This window comes from Rhodophyticola sp. CCM32 (assembly GCF_004751985.1).
GTDB lineage: Bacteria > Pseudomonadota > Alphaproteobacteria > Rhodobacterales > Rhodobacteraceae > Rhodophyticola.
The window spans coordinates 146,964-165,162 of record NZ_CP038492.1 but is presented as its reverse complement, the minus strand read 5'-3'; the positions used below and the strand labels follow the sequence as shown (position 1 = coordinate 165,162).

The 18,199-nt window shown below is 62.8% G+C and carries 19 protein-coding genes and 1 pseudogene; 12 read left to right on the top strand and 8 right to left on the bottom strand.

Translation table 11 applies throughout. The features are described from left to right. Positions 1-167: 167 nt before the first annotated feature. From fahA to pcaC, 8 genes are read left to right on the top strand one after another with little or no spacing between them, the layout of a single operon-like run. Positions 168-1,424: a fumarylacetoacetase gene (gene fahA, locus E2K80_RS00800; protein ID WP_135371863.1), complete on the top strand. Its 1,257-nt coding sequence runs from the start codon at positions 168-170 to the stop codon at positions 1,422-1,424. Next, entirely contained in the window at positions 1,414-1,785 is a 372-nt protein-coding gene (locus E2K80_RS00795; RefSeq protein ID WP_135371861.1) for a VOC family protein, read from the top strand. Before fahA ends, E2K80_RS00795 begins: the two co-directional genes overlap by 11 nt. Before the next feature lie 4 nt (positions 1,786-1,789). Beyond that, positions 1,790-2,740, top strand: coding sequence for an MBL fold metallo-hydrolase (locus E2K80_RS00790; RefSeq protein WP_135371859.1), 951 nt, complete (start codon positions 1,790-1,792; stop codon positions 2,738-2,740). Next, complete coding sequence (locus E2K80_RS00785; RefSeq protein WP_135371857.1) at positions 2,737-3,267, top strand: DinB family protein; 531 nt, start codon at positions 2,737-2,739, stop codon at positions 3,265-3,267. The genes E2K80_RS00790 and E2K80_RS00785 overlap by 4 nt, the downstream gene beginning before the upstream one ends. After that, entirely contained in the window at positions 3,264-4,889 is a 1,626-nt protein-coding gene (locus E2K80_RS00780; protein ID WP_135371855.1) for an FAD-dependent oxidoreductase, read from the top strand. Before E2K80_RS00785 ends, E2K80_RS00780 begins: the two co-directional genes overlap by 4 nt. Before the next feature lie 4 nt (positions 4,890-4,893). Next, a complete protein-coding gene (locus tag E2K80_RS00775) occupies positions 4,894-5,076 on the top strand; it encodes a DUF2783 domain-containing protein (RefSeq protein WP_135371853.1) in 183 nt (60 codons plus the stop codon). Then, entirely contained in the window at positions 5,073-5,705 is a 633-nt protein-coding gene (gene maiA, locus E2K80_RS00770) for a maleylacetoacetate isomerase (RefSeq protein WP_135371851.1), read from the top strand. Before E2K80_RS00775 ends, maiA begins: the two co-directional genes overlap by 4 nt. Positions 5,706-5,765: 60 nt before the next feature. Then, entirely contained in the window at positions 5,766-6,146 is a 381-nt protein-coding gene (gene pcaC, locus E2K80_RS00765; protein ID WP_135371849.1) for a 4-carboxymuconolactone decarboxylase, read from the top strand. Between the two features lie 122 nt (positions 6,147-6,268). Here pcaC and glpK read toward each other — a convergent pair whose 3' ends face one another. Both glpK and glpD read right to left on the bottom strand, forming a co-directional pair. After that, positions 6,269-7,756, bottom strand: a complete 1,488-nt coding sequence (gene glpK, locus E2K80_RS00760) for a glycerol kinase GlpK (protein ID WP_135371847.1) — start codon at positions 7,754-7,756, stop codon at positions 6,269-6,271. A 43-nt stretch (positions 7,757-7,799) separates the two neighbouring features. Next, positions 7,800-9,361, bottom strand: a pseudogene (gene glpD / locus E2K80_RS00755) (glycerol-3-phosphate dehydrogenase). Positions 9,362-9,470: 109 nt separating this feature from the next. Here glpD and E2K80_RS00750 point away from each other — a divergent pair. After that, entirely contained in the window at positions 9,471-10,238 is a 768-nt protein-coding gene (locus E2K80_RS00750; protein ID WP_135371845.1) for a DeoR/GlpR family DNA-binding transcription regulator, read from the top strand. Between the two features lie 59 nt (positions 10,239-10,297). Here the strand turns inward: E2K80_RS00750 and E2K80_RS00745 are convergent, their stop codons facing one another. Further along, positions 10,298-10,993 (bottom strand): arylesterase, encoded by a 696-nt coding sequence (locus E2K80_RS00745; RefSeq protein ID WP_135371843.1) that lies wholly within the window; start codon positions 10,991-10,993, stop codon positions 10,298-10,300. Here E2K80_RS00745 and E2K80_RS00740 point away from each other — a divergent pair. The 3 genes from E2K80_RS00740 (at position 10,992) to E2K80_RS00730 (ending at position 15,107) form a co-directional block, all read left to right on the top strand. After that, positions 10,992-11,687 carry an ABC transporter ATP-binding protein gene (locus tag E2K80_RS00740; RefSeq protein WP_135371841.1) on the top strand — a complete coding sequence of 232 codons (696 nt, stop codon included), beginning with the start codon at positions 10,992-10,994 and terminating at the stop codon, positions 11,685-11,687. The genes E2K80_RS00745 and E2K80_RS00740 overlap by 2 nt on opposite strands. Next, positions 11,684-14,212 carry an ABC transporter permease gene (locus tag E2K80_RS00735; RefSeq protein ID WP_135371839.1) on the top strand — a complete coding sequence of 843 codons (2,529 nt, stop codon included), beginning with the start codon at positions 11,684-11,686 and terminating at the stop codon, positions 14,210-14,212. Before E2K80_RS00740 ends, E2K80_RS00735 begins: the two co-directional genes overlap by 4 nt. A gap of 100 nt (positions 14,213-14,312) precedes the next feature. Further along, on the top strand, positions 14,313-15,107 hold the full coding sequence (locus E2K80_RS00730) for a metallophosphoesterase (RefSeq protein WP_135371837.1): 795 nt from the start codon (positions 14,313-14,315) through the stop codon (positions 15,105-15,107). A gap of 56 nt (positions 15,108-15,163) precedes the next feature. On the opposite strand, the gene mnhG is transcribed toward E2K80_RS00730, so the two are convergent. The 5 genes from mnhG to E2K80_RS00705 are packed head-to-tail and all read right to left on the bottom strand — an operon-like array spanning position 15,164 to position 18,197. After that, positions 15,164-15,499 (bottom strand): monovalent cation/H(+) antiporter subunit G, encoded by a 336-nt coding sequence (mnhG, locus tag E2K80_RS00725; protein ID WP_135371835.1) that lies wholly within the window; start codon positions 15,497-15,499, stop codon positions 15,164-15,166. Continuing rightward, complete coding sequence (locus E2K80_RS00720) at positions 15,496-15,822, bottom strand: monovalent cation/H+ antiporter complex subunit F (RefSeq protein ID WP_135371832.1); 327 nt, start codon at positions 15,820-15,822, stop codon at positions 15,496-15,498. The genes mnhG and E2K80_RS00720 overlap by 4 nt, the downstream gene beginning before the upstream one ends. Positions 15,823-15,826: 4 nt before the next feature. Then, complete coding sequence (locus E2K80_RS00715) at positions 15,827-16,303, bottom strand: Na+/H+ antiporter subunit E (protein ID WP_135371829.1); 477 nt, start codon at positions 16,301-16,303, stop codon at positions 15,827-15,829. Then, positions 16,300-17,838 carry a Na+/H+ antiporter subunit D gene (locus tag E2K80_RS00710; protein WP_135371827.1) on the bottom strand — a complete coding sequence of 513 codons (1,539 nt, stop codon included), beginning with the start codon at positions 17,836-17,838 and terminating at the stop codon, positions 16,300-16,302. The genes E2K80_RS00715 and E2K80_RS00710 overlap by 4 nt, the downstream gene beginning before the upstream one ends. After that, complete coding sequence (locus E2K80_RS00705) at positions 17,835-18,197, bottom strand: Na+/H+ antiporter subunit C (protein ID WP_135371825.1); 363 nt, start codon at positions 18,195-18,197, stop codon at positions 17,835-17,837. The genes E2K80_RS00710 and E2K80_RS00705 overlap by 4 nt, the downstream gene beginning before the upstream one ends. Positions 18,198-18,199: the final 2 nt, after the last annotated feature.

The following is an 18,199-nucleotide window of genomic DNA, read 5'->3' as shown; positions in this document are numbered from 1 at the left end:
ACAAAACCAACTAATATCTCTGATCCCAATGGGGAGGGAGGACCCCCGTCATTCACGACCATCGCGCTGGCCAGCCAGCCCCGGTGCCGGATACATTCCTTCCCGGAACAGATATCGCTGTCAGGCCGCCAGAGCCGCACCTGACGGACCAGAAAGAAAGCAGTTGCATGCCATTGATGAAAAGCTGGGTCACCTCGGCCAACAGCGCCGACACACCCTTTCCGCTGAACAACCTGCCCTATGGTGTCTTTTCCGTCGGGGACATGCCGCCGCGCTGCGGCGTGGCCATCGGCGCGATGATTCTGGATATGGCCGCAGTGGAACAGGCCGGGCTGCTGGATCTGGGGGACCCGGACCTGTTCGACATGCCGTTCTGGAACGGGATCATGGATCTGGGGTCAGAGGTCTGGGCCAACCTGCGCGCCCGGCTGACGCAGATGCTGGCCGAAGGCTCCACCGATCAGGCCGCGCTGGAACCGATGCTGGTGCCGCTGGATCAGGCAGAACTGCATATGCCGATCATCGTTGAGGAATATACCGATTTCTACGCCGGGCGGCATCATGCAACCAATGTGGGCACGATGTTCCGGGGCGCGGAAAACGCGTTGCCGCCGAACTGGCTCCATATTCCGATCGGGTATAATGGCCGGGCATCCTCGGTCGTTGTGTCGGGCACGGATATCCGCCGTCCCTGGGGTCAATTGAAAGGCCCGAATGACGATCTGCCCCGCTTCGCCCCCTCGGCACGTTTCGATCTGGAACTGGAAATGGGCGCCATTGTCGGGCAAGCAAGTGACGGCCCGATCAGTGTGACCGAAGCGGATGAGGCGATCTTTGGATATGTGCTTCTGAACGACTGGTCCGCCCGTGACATTCAGGCCTGGGAATATCAGCCACTTGGGCCGTTTCAGGCGAAGGCCACCGCCACAACGATCAGCCCGTGGATCGTGACCAAAGCCGCGTTGGAGCCGTTCCGGGTGGATACCCCCGCGCGTGAGTTTGAGCTGCTGGACCATCTGAAAGACGCAGGCCCGATGCTGTATGACATTGATCTGACCGTCACACTGGCCCCCAGGGGCAAGGCCGCGACCGTTCTGGCCCGGACCAATTACAGGGAAATGTACTATTCCGCCGCGCAGCAACTGGCCCATCACACAACTGCGGGATGTCCGATGAATGTGGGCGATCTGCTTGGCTCAGGCACCATATCGGGGCCTGAAAAATCGCAACGCGGCTCGCTGCTGGAGCTGAGCTGGGGCGGCAAGGAACCGATCACACTGGATAGTGGCGAGACCCGCAGTTTCCTTGAGGATGGTGATACGCTGGCCCTCTCCGGCGCGGCCCGGGGCGATGGTTATCAGATCGGGTTCGGGCCCTGTACCGGTACGCTTCTGCCTGCGCTGGCTGACCCCTATGCGCGCTGATCCGGTGCTCGCGCTCGACCATATCCAGATTGCTATCCCCAAGGGTGGAGAAGCCAAAGCCCGCGCCTTTTGGTGCGATGGCTTGGGCCTTACCGAAATCGACAAGCCAGAGGCGCTGAATGGGCGTGGCGGCCTGTGGCTCTTGCTGGCCGGCGCCGAGCTGCATCTGGGCGTGGAAGAGAACTTCTCTCCTGCGCAGAAGGCCCATCCAGGCTTTGCAGTAGATGACATTGACACCACTGCGGCGCAGATCGTGGCCACCGGCCAGTCCCCGCGCTGGAACGACATGATCAAGACCCGCCGCCGGTTCTTTGCCGAAGACCCCTTTGGCAATCGTCTTGAATTTTTGCAGAAGGACTAGACACATGGCCAAAGCTTTTGCCTCACAAGGCGACATGACGGAAAAAACCATCTCGTTCACCGAAGTGGGCGAGGGACTTTGGGCCTTCACCGCAGAGGGCGACCCCAATTCCGGCATCATCATCGGCGATGACAGCGTGATGATCGTCGAGGCGCAGGCCACCCCGCGCCTGGCGCAAAAGGTGATCGAAAAGCTGCGCAGCGTCACCGACAAGCCGATTTCCCATGTGGTGCTGACCCATTACCACGCGGTCCGGGTGCTGGGCGCCTCGGCCTATGGCGCCGATCAGATCATCATGGGGGATACGGCCCGCGCCATGGTGGTGGAACGGGGTCAGGAAGACTGGGACAGCGAATTCCAACGCTTCCCCCGCCTGTTCGAGGGTCATGAAAGCATCCCCGGCCTGACCTGGCCAACCACAACCTTCAGCGAGGGTATGAGCGTTTATCTGGGCAATCGCCGGATCGACCTGATGCATCTGGGCCGCGCCCATACGGCAGGCGATATCGTGATCCATGTGCCCGATCAGAACGTGATGTTCACCGGCGATATCGTCGAGGATCATTCGGCCTGTTATTGCGGCGACGGGCATTTCGCGGATTGGGGCGATACGCTCGACAATATCGCCAGTTTCGATGTGGATGCGATTGCGCCCGGTCGCGGCGATGCGCTTATCGGCAAGGAGGCTGTGGAGCGCGCCATCGAAAGCACGCGCGATTTCGTGGCCAGCACCTATGCGCCAGCCGCAAAAGTCGCGGCCCGTGGCGGCAGCCTGAAAGAGGCCTGGAATGCGGTGCGCGCCGCCTGTGACCCGAAATTCGCCGATTACGCGATCTATGAACACTGCCTGCCCTTCAATGTTGCCCGCGCCTATGACGAGGCGCGCGGCATCGACACGCCCCGTATCTGGACAGCACAGCGCGACCTCGACATGTGGGAGGCGCTACAGGGATGAGCATCGACTATTTCCTTGCGCAGGCCCGGAACAATGCATGGGCCAATGCCACGCTTTTCAAGGCCGTGACCACCTTGCCACGCGCGGCTTATGACGCGGAATATCCCAGCTTCTTCGGCACCATCCCGCGCACATTGAACCATATCCACGAGGTTGATCTGTTCTATATCGACGCCCTGACCCGGGGCGGCAAAGGCCGCGCCATCTTCCAGCGCGAGGATATTGACGACCCGCAGGCGCTGGCAGCCGCTCAGGCCGCCAGTGACGGTGCGCTGATGGCGTTCTGCGCGACCCTCACCGATACGGACCTGCCGCAAACCGTGACTGTCGGGCGCTCTGACGGGCCGTCCCATGAGCGTATCGACCATCTGCTGCTGCATCTGTTCCAGCATCAGATTCACCATCGCGGTCAGGTCCATGCCCTGTTGAGCCAGACCGGCGCGGAACCACCCCAGCTTGATGATTTCTATCTGGTCTGGGGCCGGGTCGAGACCGCAAAACCCTATTGGGAGGATACTGCCCCATGACCGCATCCCGCTATCGCCTCGCCTTTGAGCTTTACCCGTATGAAAAGGTCGCGGCCCAGGATATGCCCGCCCCGGACCGTCACCCGATTGTCATCGTCGGCGCAGGCCCCATAGGGGCCGCCACCGCCCTTGACCTTGCCCAGCGCGGCCAGCCGGTGCTGGTGCTGGATGACCATGGGGGGATCGGCGAAGGCTCCCGCGCGATCTGCTTTTCACAGCGCTGTCTGGAAATCGCCGACCGGCTTGGCTGTGGTGAGGCGTTGGTGGAAAAAGGCGTTGTCTGGAATCTGGGCAAGGTGTTCCACGGCGAGGATCAGGTTTTCGAGTTCAACCTGCAACCCGAAGAGGGCCACAAGAACCCCGCTTTCATCAACCTGCAACAGCCCTATTTCGAAAAAGCCCTGATCGACCATCTGCGCCTGGAACAGGCCAATGGGGCAAAGATTGAAATCCGCGGCAAGAACCGGGTCACGGCCCTGGAAGACAGGGGCGATCATATGGCCCTGACTGTGGAAACGCCCGATGGCCCCTATGAGGTGCTCGCCGATTGGGTGATTGCCTGTGACGGTGCCCGCTCCCCCCTGCGCGACATGATGGGGCTGGGGTTCGAAGGCCGGGTGTTTGAAGACAATTTCCTGATCGCCGATGTGAAGATGACCGCCGATTTTCCCACCGAACGCTGGTTCTGGTTTGAACCACCGTTCAAAGATTCAGGTCAGTCTGCCCTGCTGCACAAACAGCCCGATGATATCTGGCGGATCGATTTTCAGCTTGGCTGGGACATTGATCGCGACAAGGAACTGGATGAGACCAATATCCGCGCCCGTGTCGATGCGATGCTGGGCCCGGATGCGCAATATGAGCTGGAATGGACCTCAATCTACACATTCCAATGCCGCCGGATGGATCAGTTTCGCCATGGCCGGGTGATGTTTGCAGGTGATGCTGCGCATCAGGTGTCTCCCTTCGGGGCGCGCGGCGCCAATTCGGGGATGCAGGATGCGGAAAACCTGGCCTGGAAACTCGACCTGGTGCTGCGCGGTCTGGCCGGCCCCGCCCTGCTTGACAGTTATTCCGAGGAACGGGTTTTCGGGGCTGATGAGAATATTCTCAATTCCAGCCGGGCCACGGATTTCATCACCCCGAAATCGGAAATCAGCGTGATCTTCCGCAACGCGGTGCTGGCGCTGGCCCGGGACCATGGCTTTGCCCGCCCGCTGGTGAATTCCGGCCGACTGTCGGTGCCCTGCACCTATGACGGGCTGTCACTGACCGGCGAAGACGCGCTGAAAAATGGCCCCGAACGCACCCGTCCGGGTGCGCCTTGCGTCGATGCGCCTTTGGGTGACGGGTTTCTGCTGAACGCGCTTGGGGCCGGTTTCACCCTTCTGACGATAAATGCAGAGGCCCCGGACGAGATAGCTGAGGCGGGCCTTGCCATCACCCGGCTGGCCCTGACCGGCGCCGATGACCCCACAGGCGCGCTTATCCAGCGCTATCTGGGCAAGGCGGACAGCGCCGTTTATCTGATCCGCCCCGACCAACATGTGACCGCCCGCTGGCCTGCCTATGATGAGGCCAAAACCCGAAATGCGCTCTGCCGCGCCCTTGGACAGGAGTGATCCGATGCCCCTGACAGACATCCCCAACATCCCCGATCAGGATGGGTTCTACCAGGAGTTGCTGGCCGCCCATGACGGTCTCGGCAAAGCCGAAAGCGACGCGCTGAACGCCCGGCTGATCCTGATCCTCAGCAACCAGATCGGCGACCGGGCGATCCTCTCGGCCGCGCTCAAGGCCGCCGCATGAGTGATATCATCCTCTATGATTACCCGAAATCCTCCGCCAGCTACCGGGTGCGTATCGCGCTCAATCTGGCGGGGCTTCCCTATCAGGCGGTTCAGGTGAACCTTCTGCAGCGGGATCACAAGGGCGCGGATCATTTGGCGCGGAACCCGCAAGGTCTGGTCCCGGTGCTGGAGATTGACGGGCACAGCTTCACCCAGTCGCTCGCCATTCTCGACTATCTCGATCAGACCCGCGATCTGGGCCTCCTGCCGCAGGAACCCGCGCGCCGCGCCAGGGTCCAGGCTCTGGCCTATGTGCTGGCGGTCGATCTGCACCCGGTCTGCAACCTCTCTGTCGCCACCCATGCCACCGGCGGGACAGACCCGGCGCACATCAAATGGATGCAGCATTTCATCCGCCCCGGCCTTCTGGCCTTCGAGGCCCTGTTGGCGCAATTCCCCCAGGACACGCCGTTTACCACAGGCCCCCAACCCGCCCTGCCCGATCTCTGCCTGATCCCGCAGCTTTACAATGCCGACCGCTGGGAAGTGGATTACACCGATTGCCCACGTATCCGCGCGGTGCAATCCACCTGCGCCACCCATCCCGGTTTTGCCGCCGCCACGCCCGAGGCCGCCACCCCGCAATGAGGCTGGCCAAACCGCCACGCATCCGCCAATCTGAAAGGATCAAGCGATCTGGAGGTAAAAATGACCGACCGCTGGGAACAAGGCATGGCCACAAGACGCAGCGTTCTGGGCAATGCCCATGTGGACGCGGCCGAGGCCCGGCGCACCGCCTTCGACACCCCGTTTCAGGAACTGATCACCGAGGCCGCATGGGGCCATCTCTGGTCGCGCCCCGACTGGCCGCTCCGCGAACGCTCCATCATCACCATCGCGATCCTGGCCACGCTTGGCCAGGATGAGGAACTGGCGATGCATGTCCGCGCCACCGCCAATACCGGCGCGAGTGAGGCCGATATCCGCGAAGCCCTGCTGCATGTGGCGATCTATGCCGGTGTCCCCGCCGCCAATCACGCCATCCGCATCGCCAAAGACACGCTGGCCGAGATGCAGACCCCGGATTGAAGACGAACCCCGCCCTCTCTTCTCTATCTTAAAAATACTTCCGCCGGAGGCGCGCGGACCGCAGGACCGCGCCCGGATCGGTGATGGCGTCCCGCAGCAGCGGGGGGCCTGAGCCGATCCGGCTATCGGCTCAACGTCCGCGCCACCGCATCCTTCCAGCCCGCATAGCGCGCCTCTCGCCTGCCCGCGTCCATCTTCGGGCGGAATGTCTGGTCCAACGCCCAACCGGCGGCAAACCCCGCCTGATCCGGGTACACACCCGCGCGCATACCTGCGGTCCAGGCCACCCCCAATGCTGTTGTCTCCAAGACGGTCGGGCGGTCCACCGGCGCGCCCAGAATGTCGGCCAGAAACTGCATCGTCCAGTCCGAGGCGCTCATCCCGCCATCGACGCGCAGCACCTGTTCGACGCCTTCGCCCTGCCAGTCCGCGCGCATCGCCTCCCACAGGTCGCGGGTCTGAAAGCCGACACTTTCCAGCGCCGCCCGCGCAAATTCCGCCGGGCCTGACCCACGGGTCAGCCCATAGATCGCGCCCCGGCATTCCGGGTCCCAATACGGCGCGCCAAGGCCCACGAAAGCCGGCACAAGATAGAGATCCTGGGTCTCATCGGCGGCGTCTGCCAGCGCTTGTGTCTCCCCTGCCTTGCGGATGATCCGCAACCCGTCCCGCAACCATTGCACCACTGCACCGGCGATGAAGATCGACCCTTCCAGCGCATAGGTCGGCCTGCCATCAAACTGATAGGCAATCGTGCCCAGCATCCGGTTCCGGCTTTCCACCAGCATGTCACCGGTATTGAGCAGCGCAAAACACCCGGTCCCGTAGGTCGATTTCATCATCCCCGGCTGGAAACAGGCCTGCCCAAGGGTCGCGGCCTGCTGGTCACCCGCCACACCCAGAATGGGCAGCGGTTTGCCAAACAGCTCTGCCCGGGTCATTCCGAAATCAGCGGCGCAATCCTTCACCTCGGGCAGCATCCCCATGGGGATGTTCAACAGCCCGCAAATCTCTGCATCCCAGGTGCCTTCGCGAATATTGTAAAGCAGGGTCCGCGCCGCATTCGTGGCATCCGTCACATGGGAGGTTCCACCGGTCAGCTTCCAGATCAAAAAACAATCCACAGTCCCGAACAGCAGCCGACCAGCCTCTGCCTTCTGCCGCGCGCCATCCACCTTTTCCAGCAGCCAGGCCAGCTTGGTGCCCGAAAAATACGGGTCCGGCAGCAGCCCGGTCTTGTGACGCAGCATTGCCTCATGCCCGTCGGCCTTCAGTCGCGCACAGAGATCTGCGGTGCGCCGGTCCTGCCAGACAATGGCGTTATGGATCGGCTCGCCAGTGTCCCGGTCCCAGACCAGCACGGTTTCCCGTTGATTGGTGATGCCGATCCCGGCGATATCTCCAGGCCCCAGATCCGCTTGCTCAAGGGCCGCGCGGCAGGTGCCGATGGTTGTCGCCCAGATATCCGATGGGTCATGCTCCACCCAGCCCGAGCGCGGGAAATGCTGGGTGAATTCCTCCTGCGCCGAGGCAAGCGGTTTCAGCGCCGCGTCAAAAACAATCGCCCGGCTGGATGTCGTCCCCTGATCAATGGCCAGAATATGGGTCATCGTACCCTCCCCTTTGTTCTGTCAGCCTATGGTTTTGCGCCTCTTATTTCACGACCGCCGCCTGATCGGCCAGAAACGCATCCAGCGCCGCAATCTGCCCGGCATCCATGCGCAGGCCCAGTTTCGACCGCCGCCAGATAACATCCTCAGCCGTCACAGCATATTCCCTGTCCCTGAGCCAGCCAAGCTCTGCCTCGGTCAGATCGGCACCGAAATTCCGGCCCAGATCCGCGGTGGTTTTTGCATCGCCCAATACCTCCCGCGCCTCGGTGCCATAGGCCCGCACCAGACGCCGGGCCCATCGCGGGGTCAGGAAGGGGAAATCCCCCTTCAATTCTTCTACAAGAGCACCAAACCCATCCACCGGGAAATCCCCACCGGGCAGGGCCACGCCTGCGGTCCAGTCCCCCGAGGCTTCCGGGAAATGGGAGGACAGTTTCGCCATCGCCGCCTCGGCCAGTTTCCGGTAGGTGGTGATCTTGCCGCCGAATACATTCAGCATCGGCGCGCCATCCGCATCCAGCGACAACACATAGTCGCGCGTTGCCGCCGTTGCCGATTTCGCCCCGTCATCATAAAGCGGGCGCACGCCGGAATAGGTCCAGACCACATCTTCCTCGGTCACGGGTTTCTTCAAATAGTCCGACACGAACCGACAAAGATAAGCCGTCTCCTCCGGCGTACAGACCGGCGTGGCGGGATCGCCCTGATGTTCCTCATCCGTGGTTCCGATCAGGGTGAAATCGGTCTCATAGGGGATGGCGAAGATGATCCGCCCATCGGGGCCCTGAAAGAAATAGCATTTGTCATGGTCGAACAGCCGCCGGGTCACGATATGGCTGCCACGCACAAGCCGCACCCCTTCTGATGAGGTTACCCGCGCCACGTCGCGGACCACATCGGCCACCCAGGGCCCGCCCGCATTGACCAGAGCCCGGGCCCGGATCACGCGGGGTTCCCCCCGCGCATGACCGTCACCTGCCACAGACCCTCCACCCGATCCGCATGGGTCACCTCGGCCCGGGTCAGGATCTCCGCCCCGCGCTCGGCCGCGTCCCGTGCATTCAGCACCACAAGGCGGGCATCCTCCACCCAGCAATCGGAATACTCGAACGCTTTGGCAAATCGCGGCTGCAATGGCGCGCCCTCGGCACTGCCCGGCAGGTGCAGTGTTTGTGTCGCGGGCAATATCTTCCGCCCGCCCAGATGGTCATAGAACACAAGCCCCAGACGGATCAGCCAGTCAGGCCGCCGCCCGCGCATCCAGGGCATCACGAAAGACAATAACCGCGAGGTCGGCGTCTGATTGTCGAACCGCATATCCCCGGACAGCGGCAGCACAAAGCGCATCGGCCAGCTGATATGCGGCATCGCGCGGAGCAGCGTTTCCCGCTCGGCCAGCGCCTTGCGCACCAGCCCGACCTCGAAATACTCCAGATAGCGCAAACCGCCATGGAACAGCTTGGTCGAGGCCGAGGATGTCGCCCCGGCCAGATCGCCCTTTTCCGCCAGACAGACCGACAGCCCGCGCCCGGTCGCATCCCGCGCGATGCCACAACCATTGATGCCACCGCCGATGATGAACAGGTCATAGATCTGGGTCACGACGGGCCGCCTTTTTCAGAAGATCGCTCTGTGATCTCACGCGATATTCGTTTTGTCAATTTTCATGTTCGAAATTCTTCGTTATAACCCAGGAAACCGAAAGCACAGCATGCCCCTGACCCCGCGCCAGTCCGACATCCTTACACTCGCCCGTGCCCAGGGCCGGGTGATGGTGGAGGATCTGGCGCATTCCTTCGCGGTGACGGTACAGACCATCCGCCGCGATCTGAGCGAAATGTGCGACGCCGCCGTGCTGGACCGCATTCATGGTGGGGCTGTTCTGCCCTCGGGCGTCACAAATATCGGTTATGAGACCCGGCGACGTCTGAATGCCGGGGCGAAAGACGCGATCGGGCGCGCTACGGCGGCCCTGATCCCCAATGGCGCGTCCCTGTTCCTGAATATCGGCACCACGACCGAGGCGGTGGCCCGGGCGCTGCATGCTCATACAAACCTCATGATCGTGACCAACAACATGAATGTGGCGCAAAGCCTTGCGCCAAACCCCACGGCAGAGGTGGTGCTGACCGGGGGCAGCCTGCGCCGGGCAGATGGTGGGCTGGTGGGGGATCTGGCGGTGCAGACCATCCGCCAGTTCAAGGTCGATCTGGCGGTGATCGGCAGTTCGGCACTGGACGCATCGGGCGACCTGCTTGATTTCGACCTGTCGGAAGTGCGGGTTGCCCGCGCAATCCTTGATCAGGCGCGCGGTGCGATTCTGGTGGCCGATACGGGCAAACTGACCCGCAGCGCCCCCGTGCGCATCGCCGGGCTGGGGGAGCTTGACCATTGGGTCACCGATGCGCCGCCGCCCGCCCCGTTGCGCGATCTCTGCCATGAGGCGGAAACCCAGATCACGATTGCAGAGCAGACATAGAGATAAGTACCGGAAAACGCGCGTTTTCCGTAACGGAATTCTCGGGAATTCCGATCCGCCTACACCCCCCGAGCCTCTGCGATCAGCGCCTCGACCTGCGGTCCCAAAGCCTGAACGATCAGCGCCACGCCTTCCGCATTGGGGTGGAGACCATCGCTTTGCATATAGCGGCCCAAAGCGCCCGGCTCCCCGGCCACGGCCTCAAGCCCGGCCAGAAAACTCTCTGCATGACGCACATCATATTCCGCCGCCAGTTCCGGGTACATTGCGTTGAAAGCGGCCTGATAATCCGGCCCGTAATTTCCCGGCGCCTGCAACCCCACCAGCAACACCGCAACATCGGCCGCCCGGGCCGCCTGCAAGATCCCGTCCAGATTGGCGCGCGAGACCTCGGGCGCGATCCCGCGCAGCAGGTCATTGCCGCCCAGGGCCACGATCATCGCATCCACCTCGGGCGTCAGGGTCCAGCCGACCCGTGCCAGCCCGCCTGCGGTTGTATCGCCTGACACACCTGCATTGATCACCGTCACCTCATGGCCCCGCACCCGCAGCCAGGCTTGCAGTTGCGGAACGAACCCGTCCTCCTGCACCAGACCATAGCCCTGGGTCAGACTGTCACCCAAAGCGGCAATGGTGATCTCATCGGCGGTTACCGGCCCGGCTGACAGCCCGAAAAACCCTGCCAGAACAACCTTGCCCAATGCGCCGCGCACCCCATATGCGAGGGAACGCAAAGACCCGAGGCGCCGCAGCATGGCCAAGCCGATCCTGTCCCTGACCGACACAAAACTCACGCTTGACGGCAATGCCGGTCGCATCGACATCCTGCATGGCATCACCTTGCAGATCATGGGCGGCGAAACCGTGGGGCTGGTCGGGCCGTCTGGGTCTGGCAAATCATCTCTCCTTATGCTCATGGGCGGGCTGGACCGCGCCACGGGCGGTAGCGTCATGGCTGGGGGCCATGACCTGACAGCGATGAGCGAAGACCAACTGGCCCGCTTTCGTCGCAAACATATGGGGGTGGTGTTTCAATCCTTCCACCTTATTCCAACGATGACAGCGTTGGAAAATGTCGCCACACCGCTGGAACTGGCCGGCCACCGCGATGCGTTCGACCGGGCCGAGACAGAGTTGTCGGGCGTTGGCCTTGCTGACCGGCTGCACCATTACCCGTCGCAAATGTCGGGGGGAGAACAACAGCGCGTCGCACTTGCCCGTGCCGCCGCCCCCCGGCCCGATATCCTTCTGGCCGATGAACCCACCGGCAATCTGGATGAGGCAAATGGCAGGGCGATCATGGATCTGCTGTTCGGGCTGCGCGACCGGCATGGCACCACGCTGGTGCTGGTCACCCATGCGGCTGATCTGGCGGCGCGCTGTGACCGGGTGATCCGCCTGCGCGATGGCCGGATCGACGATACCGCGCCCCGCGCCGCCGCGGAATGAGCGTTGCGTTCCGCATTGCCCGCCGGGAACTGCGCGGGGGCCTGCACGGGTTTCGCGTCTTTCTGGCGTGCCTGGCCCTTGGGGTTGCGGCCATTGCCGCCGTCGGTTCTGTCCGGGTGTCGATTGAGGAAGGGCTGGCGCGGGAGGGCGCGGTGATCCTGGGCGGCGATGCCGAGATGTCCTTTACCTATCGCATGGCCACGACAGATGAACGCGCCTGGATGGAGACCCATGCCAGCGCAATTTCCGAAACGGTCGATTTCCGCTCCATGGCGGTGGTCGACGGGCCGGACGGGCCTGAACAGGCCCTGACCCAGGTGCGCGGCGTCGATAATCTCTACCCGCTTTACGGGCAGGTCGTGCTGTCACCGGATATTCCCATCGCCCAGGCCCTGGCCGAAACCGATGGCCTGCCCGGTGGCATCATGCAGCCCGTGCTTGCAGACCGGTTGGGCCTGCAACCGGGCGACAGTTTTCGCCTTGGCACGCAGGTCTTCCGCCTGACCGCCCTGCTTGAGACGGAACCCGATAGCGCGGCGGGCGGGTTTTCCCTTGGCCCCCGCAGCATTGTCAGCCTTGACGGGCTGGCAAGGTCCGGTCTGTTGCAGCCGGGCACGCTTTATAACAGCCAATACCGCCTGCGCCTGCCCGAAGGCACCGTTCTGCAACCGCTGGAAGACGGTGCGCTCACGCGGTTTCGCGATACCGGTCTGCGCTGGCGCGACAGCCGCAATGGCGCCCCCGGCATCCAGCGTTTCATCGACCGGATCGGCGCGTTTCTTGTGCTTGTGGGGCTGGCCGGGCTGGCGGTTGGCGGGGTCGGCATCTCCTCGGCAATCCGCACCTATCTGGAGGGCAAGACCGCCACCATCGCCACCCTGAAAACCCTGGGCGCGGAGGGGCGCATAATCTTTGCCGTCTATTTCCTGCAAATCGGGGTTCTGACCGTGACAGGCCTTGCGCTTGGCCTGATCCTTGGTGGGCTGGCACCACTGGCGCTGGCCCCGTTGATCCAGGCGCAATTGCCCGTGCCTGCCAGTTTCGGTATCCATCTGGCCCCTTTGGCCGAGGCCGCGCTGTATGGCGGTCTGACAGCGCTGATCTTCACGCTCTGGCCGCTGGCCCGCACGGAACATATCCGCGCTGCAGCCCTTTACAGGGCAGTGTCAAACCCGTCCGGCGCGCGGCCACGGCTGATCTATCTGGGTCTGACCGCTGCGCTGACCGCCACGCTTGTGGGTCTGGCCGCCTGGCTTTCGGGCATTCCGCAGCTTGCCCTCTTCACCGCTGGCGGGGTTCTGATCGCGCTGGCACTGCTTGCGCTTTCGGCCCTGTTCGTGCGTATGCTTTGCCGCCGTCTGGCCCGGGCCCGCATGGCCCGGGGCCGAACGGCGCTGCGCCTGGCGCTTGGGGCGGTCGGCGCGCCGGGATCCGAGGCAGGCTCGGTCGTTCTATCCCTCGGGCTTGGCCTGACAGTGCTGGCCGCAGTGGGGCAGATCGACAGCAACCTGCGCAGCGCCCTGACCGATGATCTGCCCGATGTGGCACCCTCATATTTCTTCGTCGATATCCAGAATGACCAGTTGCCGGGCTTCCTGAACCGGGTTGAAACCGACCCTGGTGTCAGCCGTGTCGAGACCGCGCCGATGCTGCGCGGTGTCATCACCCGGATCAACGGGCGCCCCGCGCAGGAGGTCGCCGCCGATCACTGGGTGTTGCAGGGCGACCGGGGTGTCACCTATCTGACCACGGCACCGCCGACCGAAGAGATCACCGCCGGAACCTGGTGGCCCGACAGCTATGCAGGCCCGCCGCTGGTCGCCTTTGCCGCCGAGGAGGCCGCAGAGATCGGGTTGGGCATCGGTGATGAGATCACCGTCAACATCCTTGGCCGCGACATCACCGCGACCATCGCCGCCCTGCGCGAGGTCGATTTCTCGAACGCCGGTATCGGTTTTATCCTGACCATGTCGCAAAACGCGCTGGCAGGCGCCCCGCACACCCATATCGCCACAGTCTACGCGGAAGAACAGGCCGAGGCACAAATCCTCCGCGATGTGGCCACAGCCGCACCCAATATCACCGCGATCCGCATGCGGGACGCGCTGGAACGGGTGGCCGATGCCCTGTCAGGCCTTGCGGCGGCCACATCCTACGGGGCGGCGGCCACGCTTCTGACCGGGTTCATCGTGCTGATCGGTGCCGCCGCCGCGGGGGAACGTGGCCGGGTGTTCGAGGCCGCCATTCTGAAAACTATCGGCGCCTCGCGGACGCGCATTCTGGCCAGTTTTGCGCTGCGCTCCGCGATATTGGGGGCCGCCGCCGGGATCGTGGCAATCGGTGCGGGCACGCTTGCCGGTTGGGCGGTGATGACATTCGTGATGGAAGCCGGGTTCCGTTTCATGGCGGCTCCGGCACTGGCGATCATCGCAGGCGGGGCAATGGCCACATTGCTGGCGGGTCTTGCCTTTGCGCTCCGCCCGCTGGCGGCGCGCCCGGCACAGGTGCTGCGCACCCGTGATTAAGGCGGTTTTCGATTTAGCTCAAACGCAAACCGCTTTAACCATTCTCACAATCTTCGGCCACCTCTTGCCAAGACCTGTTTGAAGGCGCACTTCATACCCCATGATGCGCAGTCTCAAATCCCTCCTTCAGCGCCCGGATCAGACCGCCGCCCCCACCCCCGCGCCGGATCTTCCGGCCCCCGGCCGCGCGGTTTATGTGGTGGGCGATCTGCATGGCTGCGCCGATCTGCTGGAACAGATACTGGAACTGATCGACGAGGATATCGGCCAGATCAGGACCCACGACCCGCAACTGGTTTTTGTGGGCAATTATGTCGACCATGGCCCCGACAGTGCAACTGTGCTGGAACGGTTGCACGAGCTGACAATCGAACTGCCGAAAAACGTCACCTGCCTGATGGGCAATCATGACCGGATGATGCTGGACTTTCTGGCCGATCCGGTGATCCGTGGGGCCCGCTGGCTGCGCGCAGGCGCCGCCACAACACTGGCCAGCTTTGACCTGCCCGCAGACCACCTGCCGAAAACACCGGAGCCGGAGACCCTGATCGAACTGGCGGCGCTTCTGAAATCGAACTTGACCGCCGCGCGCCACAGCTGGCTGACGGGCCTGCCGCTCAGCTGGTCAAGCGGCACCCTGTGGGTGGTGCATGCCGCCGCCGACCCGCAGCACCGGATGGAAGACCAGAACCCGCGCACCCTGCTTTGGGGGCACCCGGAATTCGAAACCCGCCCGCGCAGTGATGATATCTGGGTTGCCCATGGCCATGATCAGGTCGATCTGCCGGGTTTTGCAGCAGGGCGTATCGCCACCAATACCGCGGCCTGGAAAAGCGGCCGTCTGACCGCCTGCGCGATCAGACCCGATGGCAGTCACAGAATCTTGCAGACCTGATCCGGGGGCGTTTTCCCAAGGCAAACCGAAGGGAATTCGCGCGAATTCCGGCGCTGTCACTTGCGCCGCAATGCGTCTTTAACGCCGTCTTCAACGGTTGTTCTCCACATAGTCACGCCGGACCGGAACGCGGCCCGCCCGATCATATGGGCCGCGACCGGCGCGGTGATCAGCAGAAATACGATGGTCGCCACCGCCCGGGTCACGGTTGCCAGATCCGCAAACAGCACCGCCACCGCGATCAGGATCAGCCCGCTGCCCAAGGTCCCCGCCTTGGTCGAGGCATGCATGCGGATCAGCACATCGGGCAGGCGCAATACGCCCAGACCGGCAACAAAGCAGAAAAACCCGCCCAGCAGGACCAGCACCGCCAGAATGATGTCGATGATCATGGCGATGTGTCCTTGTCATCTGAGATATCCGGCCCGGGGGTGTCCTCACCGACCCGCGCCACGCGCCGTTCCACAAACCGCGCCAGGGCCACGGTGGCCAGAAACCCCACAAGGGCCAGCACGATCGCCACATCCAGAAACGCCGTTTCACCGGAGGCAATGGCGAACAATCCGCAGAATGCCACAATCTGCACGGTCATCATGTCAAGCGCCACGATCCGGTCAGGCAGGCTTGGCCCCTTGATCAACCGGATGAAGGCAAAAACAACGCCCAGCATCACCAGAACAAAGGCGATATCGACGGCTGTCTGCAAAATCCCCATATGGCTACTCCATCGCCTCGATCACCCAGCGTTCCATGCCGTTTTTCAACTGCGCGCGGATCGCCTCGGGATCATCGGCAAACATGGCATGGATATAAAGCGTATCGCAGGCCTCATTCACATCCAGGCTGATCGTGCCGGGGGTCAGGGAAATCAGATTGGTGACCAGAAGAACCTCCATTTCATCCCTGACATCCAGCGGCATCGAAATGATGCCGGGGCTGGACAATTGCGTGGGTGTCAGCACATCCCAGACCACCTGAACGGAACTGACCACCAGTTCGTAAAGGAACAGCGCGATGAGTTTCACCCAGCGCCAGACACGCAGAAAGTACCTCTCGGACCCGGGGAAAAGCGGGCGGGTGACATAAAGCGCGGCAGACCCGAGGGCAAAGCCGACCGCCAGCCCGGGCAGGGTGAAAGTACCGGTCAGCGCCGCCCAGGACACTGCCAGCACGATATTCAGGGTGAAAATATTCATTCGCCCGCCTCCAGTTGCGCCAGACCGCTGGCATTGGCCGCCTCTGCACCCAATACGGTTGCAACGTAATCCGCCGGGTTCAGCAATTGCCCTGCCGCGCGGGTGGCGAATTGCACGAAAGGCTCGGGGAACAGCCCGATGATACAGGTCAGCATGGCCAGCGCCGCAATCGGCAGAAGCAGGGCGGCCCGGTCGCGGGCGGGCAGGCTGCTCAATTTTGGGTGCAGGCCTGACGGGTGCGGTTTCCAGAACGCCGCGCCCCAGATTTTCGTCATCGAATAGATGGTCAGCAAACCAACGGTTAACGCCACCCCGGCGATCAACCAGATCTCAAGATCCAGCGAGGCTTTCACCAGAATATACTTCGCCCAGAAACCCGACAGCGGCGGAAACCCTGCCAGCGAAAAGGCCGGGATCAGGAACAACAGGCCAAGCAGCGGCGCGGTTTTGTACAACCCACCAATGGCCGACAATTCGGTTGATCCGGCAATCCGCCGCGCCACACCGGCCACCAGAAACAGGTTGGCCTTCACGATGATATGGTGGACCAGATAGAATACCGACCCCACCAGAGCCAGCGGTGTGAACAGGGCCAGCCCCAGGATCATATAGCCGATCTGGCTGACGATGTGGAATGACAGGATGCGCCGGAAATCATTCATCGCCGCAGCCCCCAGAACGCCGGTGACCATGGTGAACCCCGCGACCCAAAGCAGGATCGTATGGGTATAGGCCACATCCAGCGTGAACACCAAAGTGAACATGCGGATCAGGGCATAGACCCCGACCTTGGTCAAAAGCCCCGCAAAGATCGCGGAAACCGCGACAGATGGCGTGTGGTATGAGGCAGGCAGCCAGAAAAACAGCGGGAAAACCGCGGCTTTCACCCCGAAGGCCACCATGAACATCACTGCAATAACACTCAACAGCCCCGGGTTTTCCACCCGCTGCACCACCAGATGCAGATCGGCCATATTCAGGGTGCCGGTCATTCCGTAAAGCAGGCCGATGCCGCCCAGAAACAGGATGGTCGAGACCAGATTGATGGTGACATATTTGATACCGCCATCCAGTTGCTGCCGCCGCCCGCCAAGGATCAGCAGCCCGAAGGAGGAGATCAGCATCACCTCGAACCAGACATAGAGGTTGAACAGATCACCGGTCAGAAACGCGCCGCAGACCCCGGCCAGAAGCATCTGGAACAGCGCGTGATAACCCAGCTTCTCCAGCCGTTCCTCGATATCCGCCAGGGCATAGACCGCCACCGCCAGCCCGGTGATCCCGGTGATCACCACCATCACCGCGCTTAGCAGATCGGCGGCAAGCGTGATGCCGAAAGGGGCCGGCCAATTGCCCATCTGGCCCGCCACAACACCATGGGTCAGCACCGCCTGCATCAGCAGGCCCGAGGCGATCAGCAATGCCGCCGAGCCGATGACCGAAATCCACCGCCCTTCCGGGCCATTGCGGAACAGGAATGCCAGCACCGCCGTGGCAAACGGAATGATCAGGGGCGCCGCCAGAAGCCAGCTCATTTCCCGTCCTCTCTCGGCTCTGCCAGGCGCATCTCGTCACTCATCAACGTGCCCATGGACTGATAGCCGCGATAGACCAGCGTCAGGGCAAAGGCGAAAAGGCCAAAGCCGATCACAATCGCCGTCAGCACCAGCGCCTGCGGCAGGGCATTGGCCACCAGATCGGGGGGAAGCGCGGCCCCTTCCGCAATCAGGGGCGGGCTTTCGGCGGTCAGGCGACCGGCCACGAAAATCATCAGATTTGCCGCATTCGAGATCAGGATCAGCCCGAACAGGAACCGCAGCACATTGCGGGCCAGCATCAGATAGGTGCCTGTGGCGACCATGACCCCGACCATGATGGAAATCAGAAGCTCCATCG